At 71.3% G+C, this 21,015-nt stretch carries 14 protein-coding genes; 5 read left to right on the top strand and 9 right to left on the bottom strand.

Features of this window, described 5'->3' with window-relative positions:
• Positions 1-4: 4 nt before the first annotated feature.
• The 5 genes from OHT57_RS20700 to OHT57_RS20680 form a co-directional block, all read right to left on the bottom strand.
• Positions 5-1,735, bottom strand: a complete 1,731-nt coding sequence (locus OHT57_RS20700) for an LCP family protein (RefSeq protein WP_328747945.1) — start codon at positions 1,733-1,735, stop codon at positions 5-7.
• Between the two features lie 157 nt (positions 1,736-1,892).
• The gene (locus tag OHT57_RS20695; RefSeq protein WP_328747944.1) at positions 1,893-3,551 is read right to left on the bottom strand and encodes an LCP family protein; all 1,659 of its coding nucleotides are present in this window, start codon (positions 3,549-3,551) and stop codon (positions 1,893-1,895) included.
• Between the two features lie 97 nt (positions 3,552-3,648).
• Positions 3,649-5,394, bottom strand: a complete 1,746-nt coding sequence (locus tag OHT57_RS20690; RefSeq protein ID WP_328747943.1) for an LCP family protein — start codon at positions 5,392-5,394, stop codon at positions 3,649-3,651.
• A gap of 153 nt (positions 5,395-5,547) precedes the next feature.
• Positions 5,548-6,732, bottom strand: coding sequence for an LCP family protein (locus tag OHT57_RS20685; RefSeq protein ID WP_328747942.1), 1,185 nt, complete (start codon positions 6,730-6,732; stop codon positions 5,548-5,550).
• A gap of 280 nt (positions 6,733-7,012) precedes the next feature.
• Positions 7,013-7,768 carry a TIGR03089 family protein gene (locus OHT57_RS20680; protein ID WP_328747941.1) on the bottom strand — a complete coding sequence of 252 codons (756 nt, stop codon included), beginning with the start codon at positions 7,766-7,768 and terminating at the stop codon, positions 7,013-7,015.
• 129 nt (positions 7,769-7,897) lie between these two features.
• Between OHT57_RS20680 and OHT57_RS20675 the strand changes: the two genes are divergently transcribed.
• The gene (locus OHT57_RS20675) at positions 7,898-9,325 is read left to right on the top strand and encodes a peptidoglycan recognition protein (RefSeq protein ID WP_328747940.1); all 1,428 of its coding nucleotides are present in this window, start codon (positions 7,898-7,900) and stop codon (positions 9,323-9,325) included.
• A gap of 155 nt (positions 9,326-9,480) precedes the next feature.
• Positions 9,481-10,563 carry an NDP-sugar synthase gene (locus tag OHT57_RS20670; RefSeq protein WP_328747939.1) on the top strand — a complete coding sequence of 361 codons (1,083 nt, stop codon included), beginning with the start codon at positions 9,481-9,483 and terminating at the stop codon, positions 10,561-10,563.
• Between the two features lie 112 nt (positions 10,564-10,675).
• Here the strand turns inward: OHT57_RS20670 and OHT57_RS20665 are convergent, their stop codons facing one another.
• From OHT57_RS20665 to OHT57_RS20650, 4 genes are all read right to left on the bottom strand, one after another.
• Positions 10,676-11,716, bottom strand: coding sequence for a DNA-3-methyladenine glycosylase family protein (locus tag OHT57_RS20665; RefSeq protein ID WP_443053467.1), 1,041 nt, complete (start codon positions 11,714-11,716; stop codon positions 10,676-10,678).
• A gap of 98 nt (positions 11,717-11,814) precedes the next feature.
• Positions 11,815-13,179 carry a coenzyme F420-0:L-glutamate ligase gene (locus OHT57_RS20660; RefSeq protein ID WP_328747937.1) on the bottom strand — a complete coding sequence of 455 codons (1,365 nt, stop codon included), beginning with the start codon at positions 13,177-13,179 and terminating at the stop codon, positions 11,815-11,817.
• Positions 13,176-14,135: a 2-phospho-L-lactate transferase gene (gene cofD / locus OHT57_RS20655; RefSeq protein WP_328747936.1), complete on the bottom strand. Its 960-nt coding sequence runs from the start codon at positions 14,133-14,135 to the stop codon at positions 13,176-13,178. The genes OHT57_RS20660 and cofD overlap by 4 nt, the downstream gene beginning before the upstream one ends.
• Positions 14,136-14,169: 34 nt before the next feature.
• The gene (locus OHT57_RS20650) at positions 14,170-14,715 is read right to left on the bottom strand and encodes a cysteine dioxygenase (protein ID WP_328747935.1); all 546 of its coding nucleotides are present in this window, start codon (positions 14,713-14,715) and stop codon (positions 14,170-14,172) included.
• A 704-nt stretch (positions 14,716-15,419) separates the two neighbouring features.
• Here OHT57_RS20650 and OHT57_RS20645 point away from each other — a divergent pair.
• The 3 genes from OHT57_RS20645 to OHT57_RS20635 all read left to right on the top strand — a co-directional run bounded on the left by OHT57_RS20645 (position 15,420) and on the right by OHT57_RS20635 (position 21,013).
• Complete coding sequence (locus OHT57_RS20645) at positions 15,420-15,683, top strand: WhiB family transcriptional regulator (protein ID WP_020137941.1); 264 nt, start codon at positions 15,420-15,422, stop codon at positions 15,681-15,683.
• Between the two features lie 195 nt (positions 15,684-15,878).
• Positions 15,879-19,535, top strand: coding sequence for a glycosyltransferase family 2 protein (locus tag OHT57_RS20640; protein ID WP_328747934.1), 3,657 nt, complete (start codon positions 15,879-15,881; stop codon positions 19,533-19,535).
• Positions 19,532-21,013, top strand: a complete 1,482-nt coding sequence (locus OHT57_RS20635; RefSeq protein WP_328747933.1) for a DUF5719 family protein — start codon at positions 19,532-19,534, stop codon at positions 21,011-21,013. Before OHT57_RS20640 ends, OHT57_RS20635 begins: the two co-directional genes overlap by 4 nt.
• The last annotated feature ends 2 nt before the right edge of the window (positions 21,014-21,015 follow it).

Below are 21,015 nucleotides of genomic sequence, written 5' to 3'. Positions count from 1 at the left end.
GGGCTCAGCTCGCGCACTGGGCCTTGTCGGCGGTCGACTTCTCCACGTCCGGCGTGGCCGCCGCGGCGGAGCTGAGCTTGGTGCCCGCGCCCTTGAAGTCCTTGCCGAGGGTCAGCGTCATGGTGGGCAGGCCCTGGGAGTTGGTGACGCTCTTGCCGGGCTTCAGCGCCGAGCCGGACAGGCCCATGATGTCCGCCAGCCGACGTGCCTGGTCGGCCTGGTCGGGGGCGTACTCAAGGGTGGTCTTCGCCAGCGACGCATCCGCGTTGCCCGCGTTCTCCGACTTCAGTACGCCCTCCTCGTTCTGGAGGTACACCAGCTCGGCCTGCGCGGCGCCCCCCGCCGCACCGCCGTTGAAGATGCGCACCCGCACGTCGGAGGCGGCGGACTTGCTGCCCTTGAGCCGGGCGGCGACCGCCGCCTTCTCCTTCTTCTCCTGCGCCTTGACCGCCGTGAACGAGACGTCGTTCGTGATCGCGTCGAAGACCTGGGGGGCCCTCGCCTCGTCGACGACCACCGTCACCGGGGTTGCCTCGGCGGGGTTGTCCTTGACCGGGGTCGTCATGAAGCTGATGTTCTTCGCCGGCACCTTCTTCAGCTCCAGGGCGATGTCCTTGAGCGTGCCGACCTTGCCGATCGCCTCGTCCACGGTGAGCGCGTTCGTCGCGGCCTCCGCCAGCTTCAGCAGCTTGGTGGGGCTGGTGAGGGTGTCGCCGGAGGTCATCTTGCGCATCAGCGAGCCCAGGAACTGCTGCTGCACCTTGATCCGGTCCAGGTCGCCGTGGTTGCCGAAGGCGTGCCGGGTGCGCACGAAGGCGAGGGCCTGCTCACCCTCCACCTTCGACTCGCCCGCGGGCAGCACGAGCTTGGACTGCTTGTCGTTGACGGCCTTCTCCACGCAGACGTCCACCCCGTCCACGGCCGTGGTCAGGGTCTTGACCGCGTTGAAGTCGGCCATCACGAAGTGGTCGGGCTTGATACCGGTGGCCGCCTGGACCGTGCGCATCGTGCAGCCCGCGTCCCGGCCGCCCTGGCCCAGGCTCGTGTTGAAGCGGACGTCCTCCGTGCCGGCGACGACGTCCTTGGTGCCGTCCTTCTGGATGGTCTCGCAGTCCGGGACGTCCACGATGAGGTCGCGCGGGATGCTCAGCGCGGTCGCGTTCGTACGGTCCTTGGAGACGTGCAGCAGGATGTTGGTGTCCGCGTGGCCCACGCTGCCCGCGTCGCCGTAGCCCTCGTTGCCCGCGCCCGTGCGCTTGTCCGTGCCGATGATGAGGATGTTGAAGGCCTCGTCCTTGCTGAAGCTGCTCGCGGCCGCGTCGCCGACGTCGGTCGTGCCGACGTTGCCCTCAAGGTGCTTGAGGTAGAAGTAGCCCGTCGCGGCACCGGCCACCAGCACGAACGCCATCGTCCCGCCGGTCCACAGCAGGGTCTTCTTCGCCTTCGACGGCTGCTTGGCCGGCCTCCGCCCCCGGCGCCCCGGCAGCGGCTCCTCGGGTGCGCCCCGGCGCCTGCGCGGCGGCGGGACACCGGGACCGGGGGCCACAGGGGTCGTCGTACGGCCGCTCGGGCCGGCCGACCTGTTCGGGACGGGCGCGGACCTGCGGGGACCGGGAACGCCGGACTGCGGCGCTGAAGGCGTCAGCCGCAGTTCGTATTCACCGGTGTTCGGATTGAGTACCCACTGGTCTGCGGGATCGACGTCGTCCGCCCGCCCACGGCCTTGTGTGTCCACGGTCCGAATCCTCCGTCAGGGCCACGTGGCGATCAATGGATCGCTCACACTATCCGCCCGGTCGGGCCTTGAGCGACGTGAGATGTTCCTGTTCCGGTTCTGTGAGTAGGTACGTACGCCCCGGCCGCTCCGTTCGGCATCCGGCCGACCTGTTCGATCACCAGCGGTAGACCGAGTACACGTCCATGCACTTCGTGGTGTCCGAGCCGTTGATGGCGTCCGAGTTGCCCGGCAGATCACCGGCCTTGGCCTCGTTCTGCTTCGGATACGCCGTCCCGGTACGCCAGTCGGCGCCCACGACGAGGGTGACCCCGGAGACGTCGGTCGACTTCTTCACCGAACTCAGCGGAATCCCGAGGGACTTGGCGACGCGCTGGGCGTCGCCCTCCAGGTCCGCACTCGGGTAGCGCACGAGCGTCCGGTCCTCGGAGAGCCCCGTCGTCGCATCCTTGGCCGCCTGCGAGAAACCCTTCCGCACGAGCTCGGCGGCGAGCGTGCCCGCACGTCCGCTCACCGGGCCGAGCGTGGAGCTCGCGGTGGCGTTCCGGACGAGGACGCCGATCTCGCCGTCCGGCCCGGAGGGGGCCTTGGTGGGCTGCGCGGTCTTCTTCCCGGCCGTGGACCCGCCCGAGGACGCCTTGCCGTTCTTGTCCAGGGCCACGTCGTCGCGGAGCATCTCCCAGAGCTTGTCGGCGTTCGTGCCGTCCGGCACGACGTGGTCGTCGTTGCGGGGGTCCGGGACGTTCGGCATCGTCACCGAGGTGATCCGGTTCGTCGGCACCGACTTGAGCTGTGTGCCCAGGTCGTACAGCTTCTTCACGGTGCCGATCTCCTCGGACACCTGAAGGGACTTGGTGGCCGCCTCGGCCAGGTCCATCAGCCGCGGGGTGTCGGTGAAGACGTTCTGCCCCTTCAGCGTGCGCATCATCGAGTTCAGGTACATGTGCTGGGCCCTGGCCCGCATCAGGTCGCTGCCCCAGGCGTGCCGGGTGCGCAGCCACTGCAGGGCCTGCTTGCCCTCGACCTTGTGCGTGCCCGCCCGCATCTTCAGGCCGGAACCGCCGGGCACCGCGGCCGTCGGGTGGTCCCAGACGTTCTGCTTCACGCAGACGGAGACACCGTGGATGGCGTCCGACATCCGCACCACGCCCGAGAAGTCGATCGTCATCCAGTGGTCGATGTAGACCCCGGTGAGGTTCTCCCAGGTGGCGAGCGTGCAGCCGGCGCCCCCGCGGGCCAGGGACTCGTTGATGATGTCGGTGGTCTCCGGGAACGTCTTCCCGGTGTCCGGGTCCTTGCAGGCGGGGATGTTGACCCGGGTGTCGCGCGGGATGCTCACCATCGCGGCGCTCTTGCGGTCCGCGGACAGGTGGATGAGCATCTGCACATCACCCCGCGGTGGGTCGCCGCGATTGTCCCGGCTGCCGCCGAGCTCGACGTTCTCGTCGGAGTTACGGCTGTCCGAGCCGATCAGCAGGATGTTCAACGGCGTCTGGCCGGCCGCGTTGGCCTCGGACCTGTGCGCCTTGGCGTCGCCGCTGCTGCGCTCGCCCTTGCGGATGTTGCCGTTGAGGTGCTGGTAGTAGAGGTATCCGGCGCCGGCCGTCCCGAGTATCAGTACGGCGAGTGTGGTCGCGGACCATCTGAGCACCCGGTGCTTGCGCAGGGCCCGCCGCCGTCCGTGCCCGCGCTGCCCTCTGCCACCGTCCCCGCTCTCGGACCCGCCGTCCCCGCCGCCCCCGTCGGGTTTCCGTGGAACCTGAACGTGCCGCGAAACCGGCCGCGTCCCGTCCTCGTGCACACCGCTGCGCGCCATCCCCTGTCTCCCCACCCTCACGCCGAACGAACGAAAAGACCTGCCGTACGCCCCGTTAGACGCACGACAGGCCCCTCAGGTCACCGCTGGACGGCTCTCACTTGGCGCATTCGACCTTGTCGGCCGTGGACTGCTGCACCCCCTCCGGTGCCTTCGTCGCCGTGGTGAAGGACACCCCGGCGCCCTTGAAGTCCTTGCCGAGGGTCAGCGTCATGGCGGGCAGGCCCTGGGAGTTGGTGACGCTCTTGCCGGGCTTCAGTGCCGAGCCGGACAGGCCCATGATGTCCGCCAGCCGACGTGCCTGGTCGGCCTGGTCGGGGGCGTACTCAAGGGTGGTCTTCGCCAGCGACGCATCCGCGTTGCCGGCGTTCTCCGACTTCAGTACGCCCTCCTCGTTCTGGAGGTACACCAGCTCGGCCTGCGCGCTGCCCGCTTCCGCACCGCCGTTGAGGACGCGCACCCGCACCTCCGACGCGGCGGACTTGCTGCCCTTGAGCCGGGCCGCCTCCTCCGCCGCCTTTGCGTTCTTCGACGCGCTCGCCTTCTTCTTGACCTCGGTGAACGACACGTCGCCCTTGATCATGTCGAAGACCGTGGGCGCCGTCGCGTTGTTGAGGACGACCGTCGCCTTCACCTTCTCCGCCGGGTTGTCGACGACCGGCACGGTGGTGAACGTCAGGTTCTTCACGTTGAGCTTGCCCAGCTCCAGACCGAGGTTCTTCAGCTTGCCGATGTTGTCGAGCTGCGAGTCGACGGTCAGCGCCTTGGTGCCCGCCTCCGCCAGCTTCAGCATCTTCGCCGGGTTGGTGAGGGTGTCGTTCGACTTCAGCTTGCGCATCAGCGCGCTCAGGAACTGCTGCTGGAGCGTGATCCGGCTCAGGTCACCGCCGAAGCCGACCGAGTGCCGGGTCCGCACGAAGGCGAGGGCGTCCTCACCCGAGATGGTGTGCTTGCCCTTGGACAGCTTGAGCTTGGAGTCCTTGTCGTCGATGTCCTTGGCCAGACAGATCTCGACACCGCCGACCGCCGTGGTCAGGGTCTTGACCGCGTTGAAGTCGGCCACGATGAAGTTGTCGGCCTGGATGCCGGTGAGCTCGGTGACGGTCCGCACCGTGCAGCTGGGCGTCCGTTCGTCCTGGCCCAGGCTCGTGTTGAAGCGGACGCCGTCCGTGCCCGCGATGACCTTGGTGGTGCCGTCCGCCTGCGTGGTCGGGCAGTCAGGGACGTCGACGATCAGGTCGCGCGGGATGCTGAGCGCGGTCGCGTTCGAACGGTCCTTGGAGACGTGCAGCAGGATCGTGGTGTCCGCGTGCCCGACGCTGTCCTTGTCGCCGTAGCTCCCGTTGCCCGCGCCGGTGCGCTTGTCGGTGCCGATCAGCAGGATGTTGATCGCCTTGTCCGTCTGGAAGCCACCGGTGCTCGCGCCGTCGTCGGCGACGGATGTGATGTTGGAGTTGAGGTGGCGGATGTAGAGGTAGCCGCCACCGGCCGCCGCGACCAGCACGAACGCCATCGTGCCGCCCGTCCACAGCAGCGCCTTCTTCGCCTTCGACTTCTTCTTGACCGGCCGCCGCCCGCGTCGCCCCGGCAGCGGCTCCTCGGGCGGTGCGCCCCGGCGCCTGCGCGGCGGCGGGACCTCCCGGCCGGGCGCCACGGGTGCGGTCGTACGACCGCCCGGCGCGCTCGCGCGATACGGCGAGGGCGCGGCTCCCCGGGGACCGGGAACGCCCGACTGCGGTGCGGAAGGGGTCAGTCGCAGTTCGTATTCACCGGTGTTCGGGTTGAGCACCCACTGATCTGCGGGGTCGATGTCGCTCGCCCGCCCACGGCCTTGTGCGTCCACGGTTGCTGAATCCTCCGTCGGCCGGATGCACCGGAGCGCTCACACTAACCCTCCGATTCGCCGACGGGTTACGACGGTGACACATTCCACTCCCCTACAACCGGGCAATCCGCCCATTTGATCGGACACCGCTTCGCCGCTTTGGGAAATGCTTTACCCGCAGGTGTCCTCGGCCGCCGTGTTGCCGTGGAAGACGGGCGTGCCGACGCCGTCCTCAGATTCTTCATAGGGTTCTTCGGTAGGGGAATGTTCTGAAACTTTCGGGACTTTCTTCGCCACCGTCACCGGTGCGTCCTTGCGCAACCGTTCGAAAAGCCGCTGCGCCTCGGGTTCCACGAGTTGATCGCGATTGCTGTCGTAGACATACGACTCCCGCGGCACGGTAAGGAATTGAACACGCTCCGTGGGGATGTCCCGCAGCCCGCGTACGAGTTCGTACAATCCGCGCAGACTCGCCAGATCCGGATCGGTGGTGAGCGAGGAAGTGGCCGCGTCCAGCACGGGATAGAGCTTCACCGGATTCAGCAGTACGTCATTGCTCTGCACCTTGTTGACCAGCGCTCCGAGAAAACGCTGCTGACGGTCCATCCGGTCGGTGTCGCTGCCGTCACCCAGCGACTTGCGGGCGCGCACATAGCCGAGCGCCTCCTCACCGTCCAGCGTCACCCGTCCCGCCGGAAGCCGCAGCCTGGCCGCCTTGTCGTCGATCGGCTCGGCGAGGCAGACCGCCACTCCGTCGACCGCGTCCACCATGTCCTTGAACCCGTGGAAGTCGACGACCATGTGATGGTCCACGCGAATGTTCGTGAGTTTCTCGACGGTCCGGATCGTGCAGGCGGAACCGCCTTTCTGGAAGGCGTGGTTGAACATCGCGAACAAGGGCTCGCTGCGGGTCCCGTCCGACTCCCGGCAGGCCGGCACCTCCACCATCAGGTCCCGCGGCAGCGACACGGCGGTCGCGGTGTGCCGGCCGGCCGCCAGATGCAACAGGATCGTGGTGTCCGACCGCTCGGTCCCGGAGTCCCGCCCGTAGCGCGCGTTCCCGTCCCCGGACCGCGAGTCCGAGCCGATGAGCAGGATGTTCTGCGCGTCCTTCACGAGCGAGGTCGGCCGCTCGTTCTCGTACCGGGCGAGCTCGGCGGCGGCGTCGTCGTCCGGGGTGATGTTCCCGTCGAGCGCGGCATAGAGCGCCCACCCCGTCCCGACGGTACCCGCGACGAGCAGCACGGCTCCGAGCCCGCCGTACCGGACCCACCTGCGCCGACGCCGCCGTACGAGCCCTTTCCCGCCGGCGGACGATCCTGCGCCGGGCCCGAGGGTTCCTGCGCTGTCGGTCACGAGCGGGTCCCCCTCACGGCGTACGGGAGTGTGTGCTGCCTGCTCCTACGACCATGGCGTGAAGAGGCCCTTGAGGGCGGCCACTGCTGCGCCATGCGGGTGACCGGACCCACTCGGGGCGCGGGGCGGGGGCCCCTTCGTGTCGCAGAGCCGTCGCCCGGGCGAGGGTGATGAACCCGCCGGATCGAGCGACGGGTCGTGCTGACGTCGCGCGGCAAGCCGCGACAAGCCATGTCAAGCAGTGACGAACCCGCGCACGCCGGACCGGCGACGTGCCCTTTCAGTAGCGCGAAACAGTGACCCTTTCACTCTCGACCCGCTTGGCCAGGGCTTCCTCGCCCAACTGCTCGAGGTTCCGGCACAGCACCACGGACCCCCCGGTCGCGAGCGGCCCGTACAACCCCGCGTTCACCCCGTCCCACGTGTCGTACGGCAGAGCCGACAGCAACCGGGACCCCGGACCCGTGAGTCCCAGCCCCACCGCCTCCGCCCGGGCCCGCTCCACGACCTCCGCCGCGCTGAACTCCCGTCCGCCCACGGCCAACGCGGGCTCATCGGGGTCCACCGGAGCGAACGGCGCGAACCGGTCGCCCTGGCCCGGCACCTCCACGGCGTAGTCCACGAACCCGTCCGGTGTCTGCGGGAACCGCCCGCCCAGCGGTCGCAGGGCCAACGCGACCCGCTCCCCGGAACACGCCCGGGCGGCCTCCAGGGAGTCCGGCCCGCTCACCACGACGTCGGCCGCCCCCGGGTCCCCGCCGACGTCCGCGACCACTCCCACCGACGCGCACGCCAGCAGCCACACCGCCGTCTGCCAGTGCGCGGGCAGCAGCAGGGCCACCCGGTCACCCGGCGCGGCGGCGAGGTCGCCCTGGAGGAGGTTCGCGGTCTTGGCCACCCAATTGGCGAAGGTGGCCACGGACAATTCGACACGTTCACCCGTGGCGTCGTCGTAGAAGGTCACCAGGGGGCGGCCGGGATCCGCGGCGAGCGCGGAACGCAGCAGGTCGGCAGGGGTGCGATCGGTGGCGTTCACCCGCAGAAGCGTACGCGGGCGCGCGGCCGGACACCCTCGCCCGGGGCCACCGGTTCGGCGCAGTGGCACCCGACGGTCCGTCAGTTCCCGGATGGACAGATTTATATGACTATGTCCAAGATCGGGAGCATGCGTGGACTTCTTGCTTCCTCGATCGGCGTCACCTGCGCCGCCGCCCTCGCCCTGCCCCTCGCCTCGCCCGCGGTCGCGGCCAGACCGGTGTCCCCGGCGACCGTGAGACCGGCGTCGGGTGCGGAAGCCCTCGGCGGCATCCAGTCGTTGCCCCTCGCGCCCCTCGCCTCCCGTGAGCGCACCCTCGCCCCGGTGGCCGGCGAACAGGGCCTGCCCCGCCGGGACGTACGGCACTTCTCCCTCGTCGGCGTGATCTGGGACGATCCGGACACCGTCCTGCACGGCCGAGTTCAGGTGCGCACCCGCGCGGCCGGGACCGACACCTGGTCGAGCTGGCAGGAGCTGGAGGCCCACAACGACGACGCCGCCGACCCCGGCACGGCCGAGCGCACCTCCGGCCGCGTCCACGGAGCCACCGCACCGCTGTGGGTGGGCGACTCGGACGGGGTCGAGGCACGCGTCCGCGCGGAGACCGGCCGCAGGACCGAGGACACGGCCCGCGGCTCCCGTACGGCGACGGCGAGCGCTCTCCTCCCGGCGGGCCTGCGTCTGGAACTGGTGGACCCGGGGGAGAGCGCGCCGGCGCCCGACGAGCGGCAGGCCGCAGCCGCGGGCGCCCCTCACCGCGGCACCGCTCACCGGTCCGCCCCCACCGACGAACCGCCCGCGGTCCGTGCCGCGCTGGACGCGTCCGCCGCCAACGCCGGCCTGACCGCGCCCGGCGCCGCCGAGATCCCGGAGCTGGACCGCAAGCAGACCGAACAGGAGCTGTTCGCCCTGAGCGCGGGGGAGTTGACGCAAGCGCAGAGGGTGAAGCCGTACATCGGACCGCGCCCGCGCATCGTCACCCGGCGCGGCTGGGGCGCCGACGAGACGCTGCGTGAGCGGCAGTTCGTCTACACGAAGAAGGTCAAGGCGGTCTTCGTGCACCACACGGCGTCCGGCAACGGGTACCGCTGCAGCCAGGTCCCCTCGCTCATTCGCGGTATCTACCGCTACCACGTCGAGAGCATGGGCTGGCGCGACATCGGCTACAACTTCCTCGTCGACAAGTGCGGAAACATCTACGAGGGCCGGGCCGGCGGCGTGGCGAAGCCGGTCCTGGGCGCCCACACCCTCGGTTTCAACACCAACAGCATGGGGATCGCCGTCCTCGGCAGTTTCGGCTCGGCCAAGCCGCCCGCCGCCGCGGTGAAGGCCATCGCACGGCTCGCCGCGTGGAAGCTCGGACTCCACGGCGTCAATCCGAAGGGCAGGACATATCTGAAGTCGGGCGGTGGCAACCTGTACCGCAAGGGCACGAAGGTACGACTGAACGTGATCTCCGGCCATCGGGACGGCTTCGCCACGGAGTGCCCCGGCCGGCTGCTCTACCGCAAGCTCGGCTCCACCCGCTCGACGGCGGCCCGTCTCCAGGGCCGCTGAGCATCGGGGGAGCTCGGGGGGACCACCCGTTTCACCGTCGTCAGGGGGCAGGCGCGTATGCCGCACAGCCGTCGAAGGCGCCGCACAACGGACTGCATACACTGGCCGGTCGAAAGACAGTTCGGGCCGGTCCCGGCAGGAAGCGGAGACGACAGGTGACAGAAGCGATCCTCCTGGTCGGCGGCAAGGGCACCAGGCTGCGGCCCCTCACGGTCCACACGCCGAAACCCATGGTCCGTGCGGCGGGCGTCCCCTTCCTCACCCACCAGCTGGCCAGAGCGAGAGCGGCGGGCGTCGACCACATAGTCCTCGCGACGAGCTATCTCGCGGAGGTCTTCGAACCGCACTTCGGCGACGGCTCGTCCCTGGGCCTGCACCTGGAGTACGTGACCGAGGAGGAGCCCCTCGGCACGGGCGGCGCGATCCGCAACGTGGCCGCCCGTCTGCACTCCGCCCCCGACGACCCGGTGCTGATCTTCAACGGGGACATCCTGACGGGCCTCGACATCGGGGAGCTGGTCCGCACCCACCGGCGGACCGGCGCCGACGTCTCCCTCCACCTCACCAAGGTCGCCGACCCCCGGGCCTACGGCCTGGTCCCCACGGATGAGAACGGCAGGGTCCTGGCCTTCCTGGAAAAACCCCAGACCCCCGAGGAGATCGTCACCGACCAGATCAACGCGGGGGCGTACGTCTTCCGCCGCTCGGTCATCGACACCATCCCGCAGGGCCGCCCGGTCTCGGTGGAACGCGAGACCTTCCCCGAACTCCTGTCGGCCGGAGCCCACCTCCAGGGCATGGTGGACTCCACGTACTGGCTCGACCTCGGCACCCCGGCCGCCTTCGTCCGCGGCTCGGCCGACCTGGTCCTGGGCCGTGCCCCGTCCCCCGCGATCCCCGGCCGCTGCGGCGACCGCCTGATCCTCCCCACCGCACGAGTCGCCCACGACGCGAAGCTGACGAACGGCACGGTGGTGGGCGAGGGCGCCTACGTCGCGGAAGGCGCGCGGGTCTCCGGCTCCACGATCCTCCCGGGCGCCGTGATCGAACCGGGCGCGGTGATCACCGACTCCCTGATCGGAACCAGAGCCCGAGTCGGCGAACGCTCCGTCCTCACCGGCACCGTCATCGGCGACGGCGCGGTCATCGGCGCCGACAACGAACTGCTGGCCGGCATGAGGATCTGGTGCGACGCCAGAATCCCAGCGGGATCGGTCCGCTTCTCGTCGGACCAGTGAAATTCAGCCCCTCCGGCGTTTGAGGAGCGGGGGCCCAGGGGGCAGAGCCCCCTGAAGGACGGGACGGGTAGGGGCGGCGGGGGCGATAAAAACCCCTGTCCCCCCGGCACCGTCACAACCGCCCGATGTCCCCCCGAGTCATCCGCGGGGCCCGCCTCGGCGGCGTACGCCCACTCAACAGAATCAACCGAGCCGCCCGATGCCGCTGCCCCGCATAAGGCTCCAGCAAGGACAACATCACCGAGTCGTCCGCATCCCGGTCCCCCGCCAGCGCGAACCCCACGATGCCCGGAAGATGCAGATCGCCCACGGTCACCGCATCCGGCGCCCCATGACTGCGCTGCACCACCTCCGCCGAGGTCCACGGCCCGACCCCCGGCACCAGCTCCAACCGCGCCTGCGCGGCCGAAGGAGACATCCCCACCGCCTCCTCCAGCCGGGAGGCGACCCGCACAGCCCGCAGAATCGTCGAGGCCCGCTTGTTGTCCACGCCGGCCCGATGCCACTCCCACGACGGGATCAACGCCCACGCCCGGGGCGACGGCATCACCCACAACCGCCCACCCGCCGCGGGCCCGGGAGCCGGCTCCCCGAACTTGCGCACCAGCAACCGCCACGCCCGGTACGCCTCGTCGGTCGTGACCTTCTGCTCCAGCACGGAAGGGATCAACGACTCCAGCACCAGCCCGGTCCGCGTCAGCCGCAGCCCGGGCCGCCGATGCCGGGTGTGCGCCACGACCCGGTGCCGGGGCACGAAAGCGGAAGGGTCGTCGGCGGCCCCCAGCAACTCCGGCAACCGCGAGAGCAGCCACTCGTTCCCCGGCCCCCACGCCTCCCCGCGCACCTCACCGCCGTACACGCGCACCCGCAGCGTCCCGGGTCCGGCCGGCGTGCGACTGGCCCGCCACACGGACCCGTCGGGCATCGCCCGGAACGTCGGATCCGCGGGCCCCCGCCGGAGCGCCCCGAGTACCAGCCCGAGATCGACGGGCCACTCCGGCGCCCAGGTCCGCACCAGCCCTGCCTCCGCCCGCGGCGCCTCCCGGCGCGCGGCGGGCACGACGACCTCCCCGCCGCGCACAGGCATGGGGGCCCCTCCCACGCCCTCAAGGCTGTGGGGGAGGGTGGGCCGCGGATCGAAACGTCCTGCCACGAGTGAAGTCCCCGGGATACGTGGGATACGAGAGAAGCCCTACGAGACTAGGCCCAGGCCGAGACCCGGCACCGCACCTCGACGAAAACCGACACCGGTCACCGCACCTCGATGAAGCCCCCCGCGTCCCGCTCCGGCCGCGGCCGCGGTTCCTCCGCCGGATGCCCCACCGCGACGGCCCCCATCGGATCCCAGTCCTCCGGCAGCCCCAGCGCCTCACGCACCACGTCCCGGCAGAACATCGTGGACGACACCCACGCCGACCCCAGCCGCTCTCCGGCCAGCGCGACGAGGAAGTTCTGCACCCCGGCCCCCGTGGCGACGACGAACATCTCCCGCTCGGCCCCGTCCCGCCGCGGGTCGCCGTAACTGTGCGACCCGTCCATCACCAGACAGGGCACGACGAGATACGGCGCCCTCCGCAGGACGTCACCCCGCCGGACCCGCTTGGCGATGGACTCCTCGGACTTGCCGTCCCGCCGCAGATCGGCGATCCAGGCGTCCCGCATGGCGTCCAGCAGCCCGGTCCGCGCGCCCTCGGACTCCAGGAGCACGAACCGCCACGGCGTCGTGTGATGCGGTGCCGGCGCGGTGACGGCCGCGGCGACGGCCCGTCGTACGGCTCCGGGGTCGACCGGCTCGTCGGTGAAGGCCCGGACGGTACGGCGCTGGGTGACCGCCTCCCGGACGGCCTCCGAGGTCCCCAGCCGGAACATGTCGTCGCGCGCGTCGCGCACCATGGCCCGCGCTCCCTCCCCGGGCTCCTCGGCCACCACGTGCGCCAGCCCGCGCACGACGGCGACGGGCAGCCCGGCTGCCTTGCCTTTGACGAGGTCACCGGCGGCGGCCAGCTCGTCGGCGGTCGCCACGACGGTCGCGCCGAGCGGATTGCCGTACGCGTCCGTGCCGCCCCGCAGATCGTCCAGCACCCGCACCCCGGCGGCGCCGATCGCGACATCGGTGAGCCCCGCGCGCCAGGGCCGCCCGAAGGTGTCGGTCACCACGACGCCCACCCGGACCCCGAGGACGTCCCGCAGCCCGTCCCGGATCGCCCGCGCGGACGCGTCCGGGTCCTCGGGCAGCAGCAGCACGGTCCCCGCGGGGGTGTTGGAGGCGTCCACCCCGGCGGCGGCCATCACCAGCCCCTGCCGGTTCTCGACGATCCGCAGCGCCCCGCGCCGCGCCACGACGCGCACGGTCTCGGCGTCGATCGCGGCCTCCCGGTCGCTCGCCTCGACGACCCGTCCCTCCGCCTTGGAGACGATCTTCGAGGTGACCAGCAGGACGTCCCCGTCTCGGAGCCCGGGTTCGGCGGCGGCGATCAGCTTGGCGAGATCGTCTCCCCGCGAGACTTCCGGGAGGCCGGGCACGGCCCACACGCGGTAGCCGTCCGAGGACTCCGTCTTCTCCTCCGCCGCCGTCTCCCGGGATTCCGGATCCCCTGCGGTGCTCCCGCCGCTCAAGACGTCCGCACCTCCTCCGCCAGCCGCAGCGCCTCCTGGGCCATCCGCGTGGTCGCGTCGAGGTCGCTCATCATCAGCGGCACGGCCCGGCAGCGGATGCCCGCCGACTCGATCCGCTCGACCGCGCCCGCGTCGACGGTGTCGACGAGCCAGCCGTCCAGCAGCCCTGAGCCGTAGTGCTCGGCGACCGCCGCGGCACTCGACTCGACACCGACCGCCGCGAGGACCTTGTCGGCCATGCCGCGCACGGGTGAGCCTCCGACAATGGGGGACAGGCCCACCACCGGCACCCCGGCCTCGGCGATCGCCTCACGGATACCGGGCACGGCGAGGATCGTGCCGACGGACACGACCGGGTTGGACGGCGGGAACAGCACGACGTCCGCCTCCGCGATCGCCTCCAGCACCCCCGGCGCCGGCTTGGCCTGCTCCGCGCCCACGGGCACGATCGCCTCGGCCGGCACCGAGGCCCGCAGCCGCACCCAGTACTCCTGGAAGTGGACCGCCTTGCGCTCCCCGTCGACCTCGACGGCGACATGCGTCTCGATACGGTCGTCGCTCATCGGGATCAGCCGCACCCCCGGCTTCCACCGGTCGCACAGCGCCTGGGTCACCGCGCTCAGCGGGTACCCGGCGCCGATCATCTGCGTCCGCACGATGTGCGTGGCGAAGTCCCGGTCCCCGAGCCCGAACCACTCGGGCCCGACGCCGTACGCCGCGAGTTCCTCCTTGAGGTGGAAGGTCTCGTCGGCCCGCCCCCAGCCCTGCTCCTCGTTGATACCGCCGCCGAGGGTGTACATCACCGTGTCGAGGTCCGGGCAGACCTTCAGCCCGAAGAGGTGGATGTCGTCCCCGGTGTTGCCGATGACCGTGATGTCCGCGTCCGGCGCGGCCTGCTTCAGACCGCGCAGGAACCGGGCACCGCCGATGCCGCCTGCCAGAACCACAATGCGCATGGGAGCAAGTCTTGCAGGCGGGTACGACAACGCGTCATGCGGTCACGGCGTCGACCTCGCCGTGGCTCTCGCGGGCGGTGCAGGCGATGGGGGTTCCCCCGGCCGAGCGAAGGTGGGACTGGGGGAGCATCGGCATCTCGGTCAGGCCCGGGTAGTAGACGTGCAGGCTCACCGCCGGCTCCAGCGCGTCGTTGACCACCTCGTGCACATACCCCGGCACGAACACCCGCTGCCCACCCGCCCCCAGCGTGCGCGTGCCCCGCTCGGTCCGCTCCGTCAGCGCGCCCTCCAGGACCGTGAGGATCCCGGAGGAGCGGCCGTGGTCGTGCAGCCCGCTGCCCTGTCCCGGCACCCAGGACAGCAGCCACACCTCGTAGCCGGGGCCGGTACGCAGCCGGTGGTACCAGCGGCTCGTCGCGTCGTACCGGACGAGGTGCGCCCACTGCGAGCGGTCGTCGGCGATGGAGCGGGCCAGGCCGACGAACTCGGCGACGGTGGCCGGGTGCTCCCGCGGAGCCTGGAGGAGGTGCGGGACCTCGAGGAGGTCGCCGGCGATCTGGAGGTCGTTGTCGCTGTTCATGGAGTGCGGTGGGTCCTCAGCGGAAGAGTGTGGGGATGGCTGGGTGTCGCGTGCCGTCCGCCCGGGTCACGGAAAGACAGGAATGCCCTGGTGCGGGCGGGGAACAAGCAGCCGAGTCACGGTGGACTCAGAAACAGCCGGAGCGCGTTGGACTCAACAGCTGGAACAACAACAACAGCTACAGCGAACGAGGACAGCACCGTGGGACCCGGCGGAGCGGATCGAGGTGAGTGTCAAGTTCGCGAGCATGCCCACAAGGACAGCGGCTCACACTCGCACTGTCAACTCGACACCCGGTATGTGGGACATGTTTCACCTCATCCGGTCCATCTCCGTGGTGAAAGGTTTGTTCATGTGTCTACCGGGACACATGGCGCTCAACCGGGCGCACGGGCCGTGACTTTCCTCGCGACTTCCACATGCGCGTACGGAACGAGATCGAACTGGTGGGCGTCCTTCCCCGTACAGGCCTGAATTGCCTGGTGCGGCTCGGTAGCCCTCGCGGGCCGCATCTGCTTGTCAAGGTTTATGCCGATTTGAACACTTTCTGCTAGGCCTTGGTTCCGCAGAGTGAATAAGGGGCCCAATAGCAGATCTCGGCTTGACTCGCCCGGAGCAGCACACTTGTAATTTCACTCGTGTCGTTCAGCCGACATCGGTAACGGCTACATCACGGGGACGCGAAAGACAGACGAGGGGCGCACATGACCGAGACGGTGCAGCAACTGCTGGTCGACGACGCGGACGAGGAACTCGGCTGGCAGGAGCGCGCGCTGTGCGCCCAGACCGACCCCGAGTCCTTCTTCCCGGAGAAGGGCGGCTCCACCCGCGAGGCCAAGAAGGTCTGCCTCTCCTGCGAGGTCCGCTCCGAGTGCCTCGAATACGCCCTCGCCAACGACGAACGCTTCGGCATCTGGGGCGGCCTGTCCGAACGCGAACGCCGTCGGCTCAAGAAGGCCGCCGTCTGACACGGGTCACTCTTCCCGGCACTCCGCGCAGCACTTCTCGCACGCAACCGAACGGCCCGTCGCACCTGGGTTATCCACAGGCGGCGGGCCGTCGTCATGCCCAGCCGATAGTGTGGGCGCTCGTCCGAGACGCCTCGCCGCCCCCAGCGGGCACAGGCGCCCACCGCAGTCCACCGAACCGGGGCCCGTACCTCGATGTCCGTGCACAGCCACACGGCAGCCCACGACCACGCTGCCACTCCTGAGTTCCCGCGTCACGTGGTGACCGCGGTGCTCGTCTCCCACGACGGCGCCCGCTGGCTGCCCGACGCGCTCGCCGGGCTGCTCGGCCAGGAGCGCCCCGTGCAGTTCGCCATGGCCGCCGACACCGGCAGCGCGGACGACTCCGCCCAGCTGGTCACCGACACCCTGGGCGCCGACCGGGTCCTGCACCTCGCCCGGCGCACCGGCTTCGGCCAGGCCGTCGAGGAGGCGAACCGCACCGCCCCCGTCCTCACCCCGGACGAGCTGCCGTACCTGAAGCGGCCCAGCGGCTGGGACCCGGTCACGCGCACGTGGCGGGACGACGCCTACGACCTGCCGGAGCTGCCGCACGGCGAGCCGGTCCAGTGGCTGTGGCTGCTGCACGACGACTGCGCCCCCGAACCCGACGCCCTGGCCCAGCTGCTGCGCGTCGTGGAGAACGAACTGGAGCTCGGCCGGGACGACGTCGCCGTGGTCGGCCCCAAGCTCCGCGGCTGGTACGACAAGCGGCAGCTCCTGGAGGTCGGCGTCTCCATCGCCAACTCCGGCCGCCGCTGGACCGGCATCGACCGCCGCGAGCAGGACCAGGGCCAGCACGACCACGTCCGGACCGTGCTGTCGGTGTCCACCGCCGGCATGCTGATCCGTCGCGACCTCTTCGAGCAGCTCGGCGGCTTCGACCGGCGGCTGCCCCTCATGCGTGACGACGTCGACCTGTGCTGGCGCGCCCAGGCCGCCGGCCACCGCGTCCTCGTCGCCCCCGAAGCCGTCGTACGCCATGCCGAGGCGGCCTCCCGGGAGCGCCGCGCCGTCGACTGCGCGGGCCGCACCACCGCGTCCCCGCACAAGGTCGACAAGGCCGGAGCCGTCTACACCCTGCTCGTCAACACCCGTACGGCCGGGCTGCCCTGGGTGCTGGTGCGGCTGATCCTCGGCACCCTCGTGCGGACCCTCGCCTACCTCGTGGGCAAGGTTCCCGGCCAGGCCGTCGACGAGATCCGGGGCCTGCTCGGCACCCTGCTGCGGCCCGAGCGGATCATCGCGGGGCGGAGCAAGCGAGGCAAGCCGGTCGTCGACAAGGAAGAGCTCAGGCAGCTGTTCCCGCCGTCCGGCGCGACCGTGCGGGCCACCGTGGAACAGGTCGCCGGCGACTTCTTCGGCGGCTCCGAAGCCGAGGCCACCGCGGCCGGACGCCATGGCGGCGGCATCGAGTCCGGGCCCGGCGGCGACGACGCGGACTTCCTGGAGATCGAGCAGTTCGCCCGCCTCAAGCGCATCGCCCGCAAGCCCGGACCGGTGCTCTTCCTCGCACTGCTGCTCGTCGCCCTGGTCGCCTGCCGCGGCCTCCTGGGCGGCGGCGCGCTCGCGGGCGGCGCCCTGCTGCCCGCCCCGGCCGACGCGAGCGACCTGTGGTCGCGCTATGCGGACGCGTGGCACGCGGTGGGGGCCGGTGGTACCTCGTCCGCGCCGCCGTACCTGGCGATCATCGCCGCGGTGTCCTCCGTCCTGTTCGGCTCGACCGGGATCGCCCTGACGGTCCTGCTGGTCTGCTCGGTGCCACTGGCCGGCGTCACTGCCTACTTCGCCTCCCGCCCGCTCGTCGAGTCCCGCCTCCTGCGCGCGTGGGCGGCCGTCGTCTACGCCTTCCTGCCCGCCGCCACCGGTGCCCTCGCCGGCGGCCGCGTCGGCACCGCCGTCCTCGCCGTCCTGCTGCCGCTCCTCGCGCGCACGGGCGTCGCAGCCGGCGGTCTGTTGAACACCACGGGCGGGCGCGGCAGTTGGCGGGCCAGCTGGGCGTTCGCCCTCCTGCTCACCGTCACCACCGCGTTCACGCCGATCATCTGGCCGATCGCGCTGCTCCTCGGCCTCGGTCTGCTGGCCGTGCGCCGCACCGACATCACCGCCTACGGCCTGCGCTTCCTGGCCCAGTTCGGCACCCCGCTGCTGGTCCTCGCGCCCTGGTCGCTGACCCTGCTCCCGTTCGGCTTCTTCGAGCAGGCCGGCCTGGAGTACGGCTCCTCCAGCGCGTCCGCCCTCGACCTGCTCGGTGCCAGCCCCGGCGGCCCCGGCACCGTCGACGGACTGATGCTCATCGGCGTCGTGCTGGCCGCGCTCGCCGCCCTGCTGCGCACCGAGCGGCAGTTCGGCATCTGGACGGCCTGGGTGGTGGCCCTGCTGGGCCTCGTCTTCGCGGTCCTGTCCAACGACTCGACCTGGGCGGGCCCCGCCACCCTCGTCTACGGCCTCGCCCTGCTGGCCGCCGCCGTGCTCGGCGCCGACGGGGCACGCGCGCGCGTGGCGGAGCAGAGCTTCGGCTGGCGCCAGCCGGTCGCCGCACTGATCGCCTTCGCGTCCGCCGCGGGCCCGCTGCTCGTCGCCGCGGGCTGGATGATCGGCGGCGCCGACGGACCGCTGGAGCGCCGCGACCCTGTCCAGGTGCCCGCGTTCGTCGCCGAGGAGAGCGGCACCCGCGACCAGGCCCGCACCCTCGTCCTCGACAGCGACTCCTCCGCGCACGTCGGCTACATGCTGGTGCGCGGCTCCGGCGCCCGCCTCGGCGACGCCGAACTCGCGGCGGCCGACGGCGTGAACAGCAAGCTCGACAAGGTCGTCGCCAATCTCGTCGCCGGCTCCGGAGCCGACCAGGCCGACCAGCTCGGCGGCTTCGCCGTGCGCTACGTCCTCGTCCACAAGGGCGCGCCCCGCGCGGTCACCCGCGTGCTGGACGCGACGCCCGGCCTGACCCGGCTCAGCCAGCAGGACGGCAGCGGACTGTGGCGGGTCGACCAGGAGGTGGCGCGCGCGACCATCGTCGCGAAGTCCGGCTCCGGCACGGCGCAGCCCGTCGCCGCGGGCCCCGTCGACATCCGCACCACGATCCCGTCCGGCGCCGACGGCCGGATCCTGCGCCTCGCCGACACCGTGGACGAGGGCTGGACGGCCACCCTGGACGGCAGGCCGCTCACCGGCACCACCGTCGACGGCTGGGCCCAGGGCTTCGAACTCCCCGCCTCCGGCGGCACGCTGGACGTCACCTTCGACGACCCCTTCACCCACACCCTGTGGCTGTGGATCCAGGGCTCCCTCGCCGTCGTCCTCGTGGTCATGGCCCTGCCCGGCCGCCGCCGCGACGTCGACGACGACCTCCCCGAGGAGCCGGCGATCCCGGCCCAGGCCGTGGAAGGCGAGGGCCGCCGCGCCCGACGCCTGCGCGCCCAGGCCGAGGAGACCGCGCCGGGCGAGGACGTCCCTCCCCCTCAGGAGGAGGAGGCTCCCGCCGCCGTCCCGCAACAGCAGCCCTACGGCGACTGGGACGCACCGAACTACGCGAACGCCGAGTACAACACCTACGCGGGCGACCAGTACCAGGGCACCCCTGAGCAGTACCCGGCGGGCGGCTACGACCAGCAGCAGTACCAGGCCGACCCGTACCAGGGCGGCCAGTACGACCCGTACGCCTACGGGCAGCCCCAGCAGACGTCGTACGACCAGACGTACGGCGGCCAGTACGAGCAGCAGTACGACCAGGGCTACGACCCCGCGTACGACCCGGCGCAGCAGCACCCGGGCTCCGCCGACAGTGAGCGCCCCGACGGGAGTCAGCAGTGAACCGCGCCACCCTGTCCTTCCTCGCCGGCCTCGCCGCGCTCGCCGCCGTCACCGGCTTCGCCACGCTCAGCCCGCCGCAGGCCGCGGGCACCGCGGGGACGGCCGCCGAGCTGCCCGTGGAGCGCACCAGCCTGCTGTGCCCGGCGCCGAGCACCTCCGACATCGCGGAGACGTCGTACACGTCGTTCACGCCGGTCACCAAGGACGCGGGCAGCAGCGGCAAGGCCGAACTGCAGGCGGCCGCCGAGGAGTCCGGCGGCAAGAAGGCGGCCAAGAAGAAGGCCGCCAAGCCGGTCCTCGCCCCCGTGGAGCCCGGCAAGCCCGCCACCGGGGACACCTCCGGCGGCGGCGCGTCCGCCCTCGTCGGAACCGCCGAGGGCACGTTCGCGCCCGGCTGGACCGTCCAGGAGACCACGTCGGTCGCCGCGGGCTCCGGACGCGGCCTCCAGGGCGTCAACTGCTCCGCCCCCGACACGGAGTTCTGGTTCCCGGGGGTGAGCACGGCTGCCGACCGCACCGACTACGTGCACCTGACCAACCCCGACGACTCCGCCGCCGTCGTCGACATCGAGCTCTACGGCAAGGACGGCGCCCTCGACTCCACCCTGGGCGAGGGAATCACCGTCGCGCCGCACTCCAGCGACCCGATCCTGCTGTCCACGCTCACGCAGGAGAAGCAGGACAACCTCACCATCCATGTGAACGTCCGCAGCGGGCGCGTGGGCGCCGCCGTGCAGGCCCTGGACGACAAGCTCGGCGGCGACTGGCTGGCCGCGTCCACGGACCCCTCCGGCAGCCTCGTGCTGCCCGGCATCCCCAAGGACGCCACCGCCGTACGCCTGGTCGCCTTCACGCCCAGTGACGCCGACGCCGACCTGAAGGTGCAGCTCGCGTCGCCGTCCGGGTTGATCACCCCCGCCGGCAACGAGACGCTGCACGTGAAGGGGGGCATGACGACCGCCGTCGACCTCGGGGACGTCACGCGCGGGGAGGCCGGCTCGCTGGTCCTGACCCCGACCGACACCTCCGTGCCGGTGGTCGCCGCCCTGCGGGTCGTCCGCGGCAAGGGCGACAACCAGGAGACGGCCTTCATCCCGGCCACGCGTCCCGTCGGCACGCGCGCGACGGTCGCCGACAACCGCGCCAAGGGCACCACCCTCTCCCTGACCGCCCCCACCCGGGCGGCCACGGTCAAGGTCACGGCCTCCGCGGGCAGCGAGGGCGGCGAGGCCGTCTCGAAGACCTTCACCCTCAAGGCGGGCACCACAGAGAACGTCGAGGCGCCCGTCCCGACCGGCCTCAAGGGCACCTACGCCCTGACGGTGGAGCCCGTCTCGGGCGGCCCGGTCTACGGCGCCCGCACCCTGGCGGCGACACAGGACGGCGTTCCCGGCTTCACCGTCCAGACCCTCCCGGACGACCGGGGCATGGTGGCCGTACCGGAGGCGGACGAGGACCTGTCGGTGCTGCAGAAGTAGGT

Source organism: Streptomyces sp. NBC_00285 (genome assembly GCF_036174265.1).
GTDB lineage: Bacteria > Actinomycetota > Actinomycetes > Streptomycetales > Streptomycetaceae > Streptomyces.
This window is presented reverse-complemented; position numbering and strand designations above follow the sequence as displayed.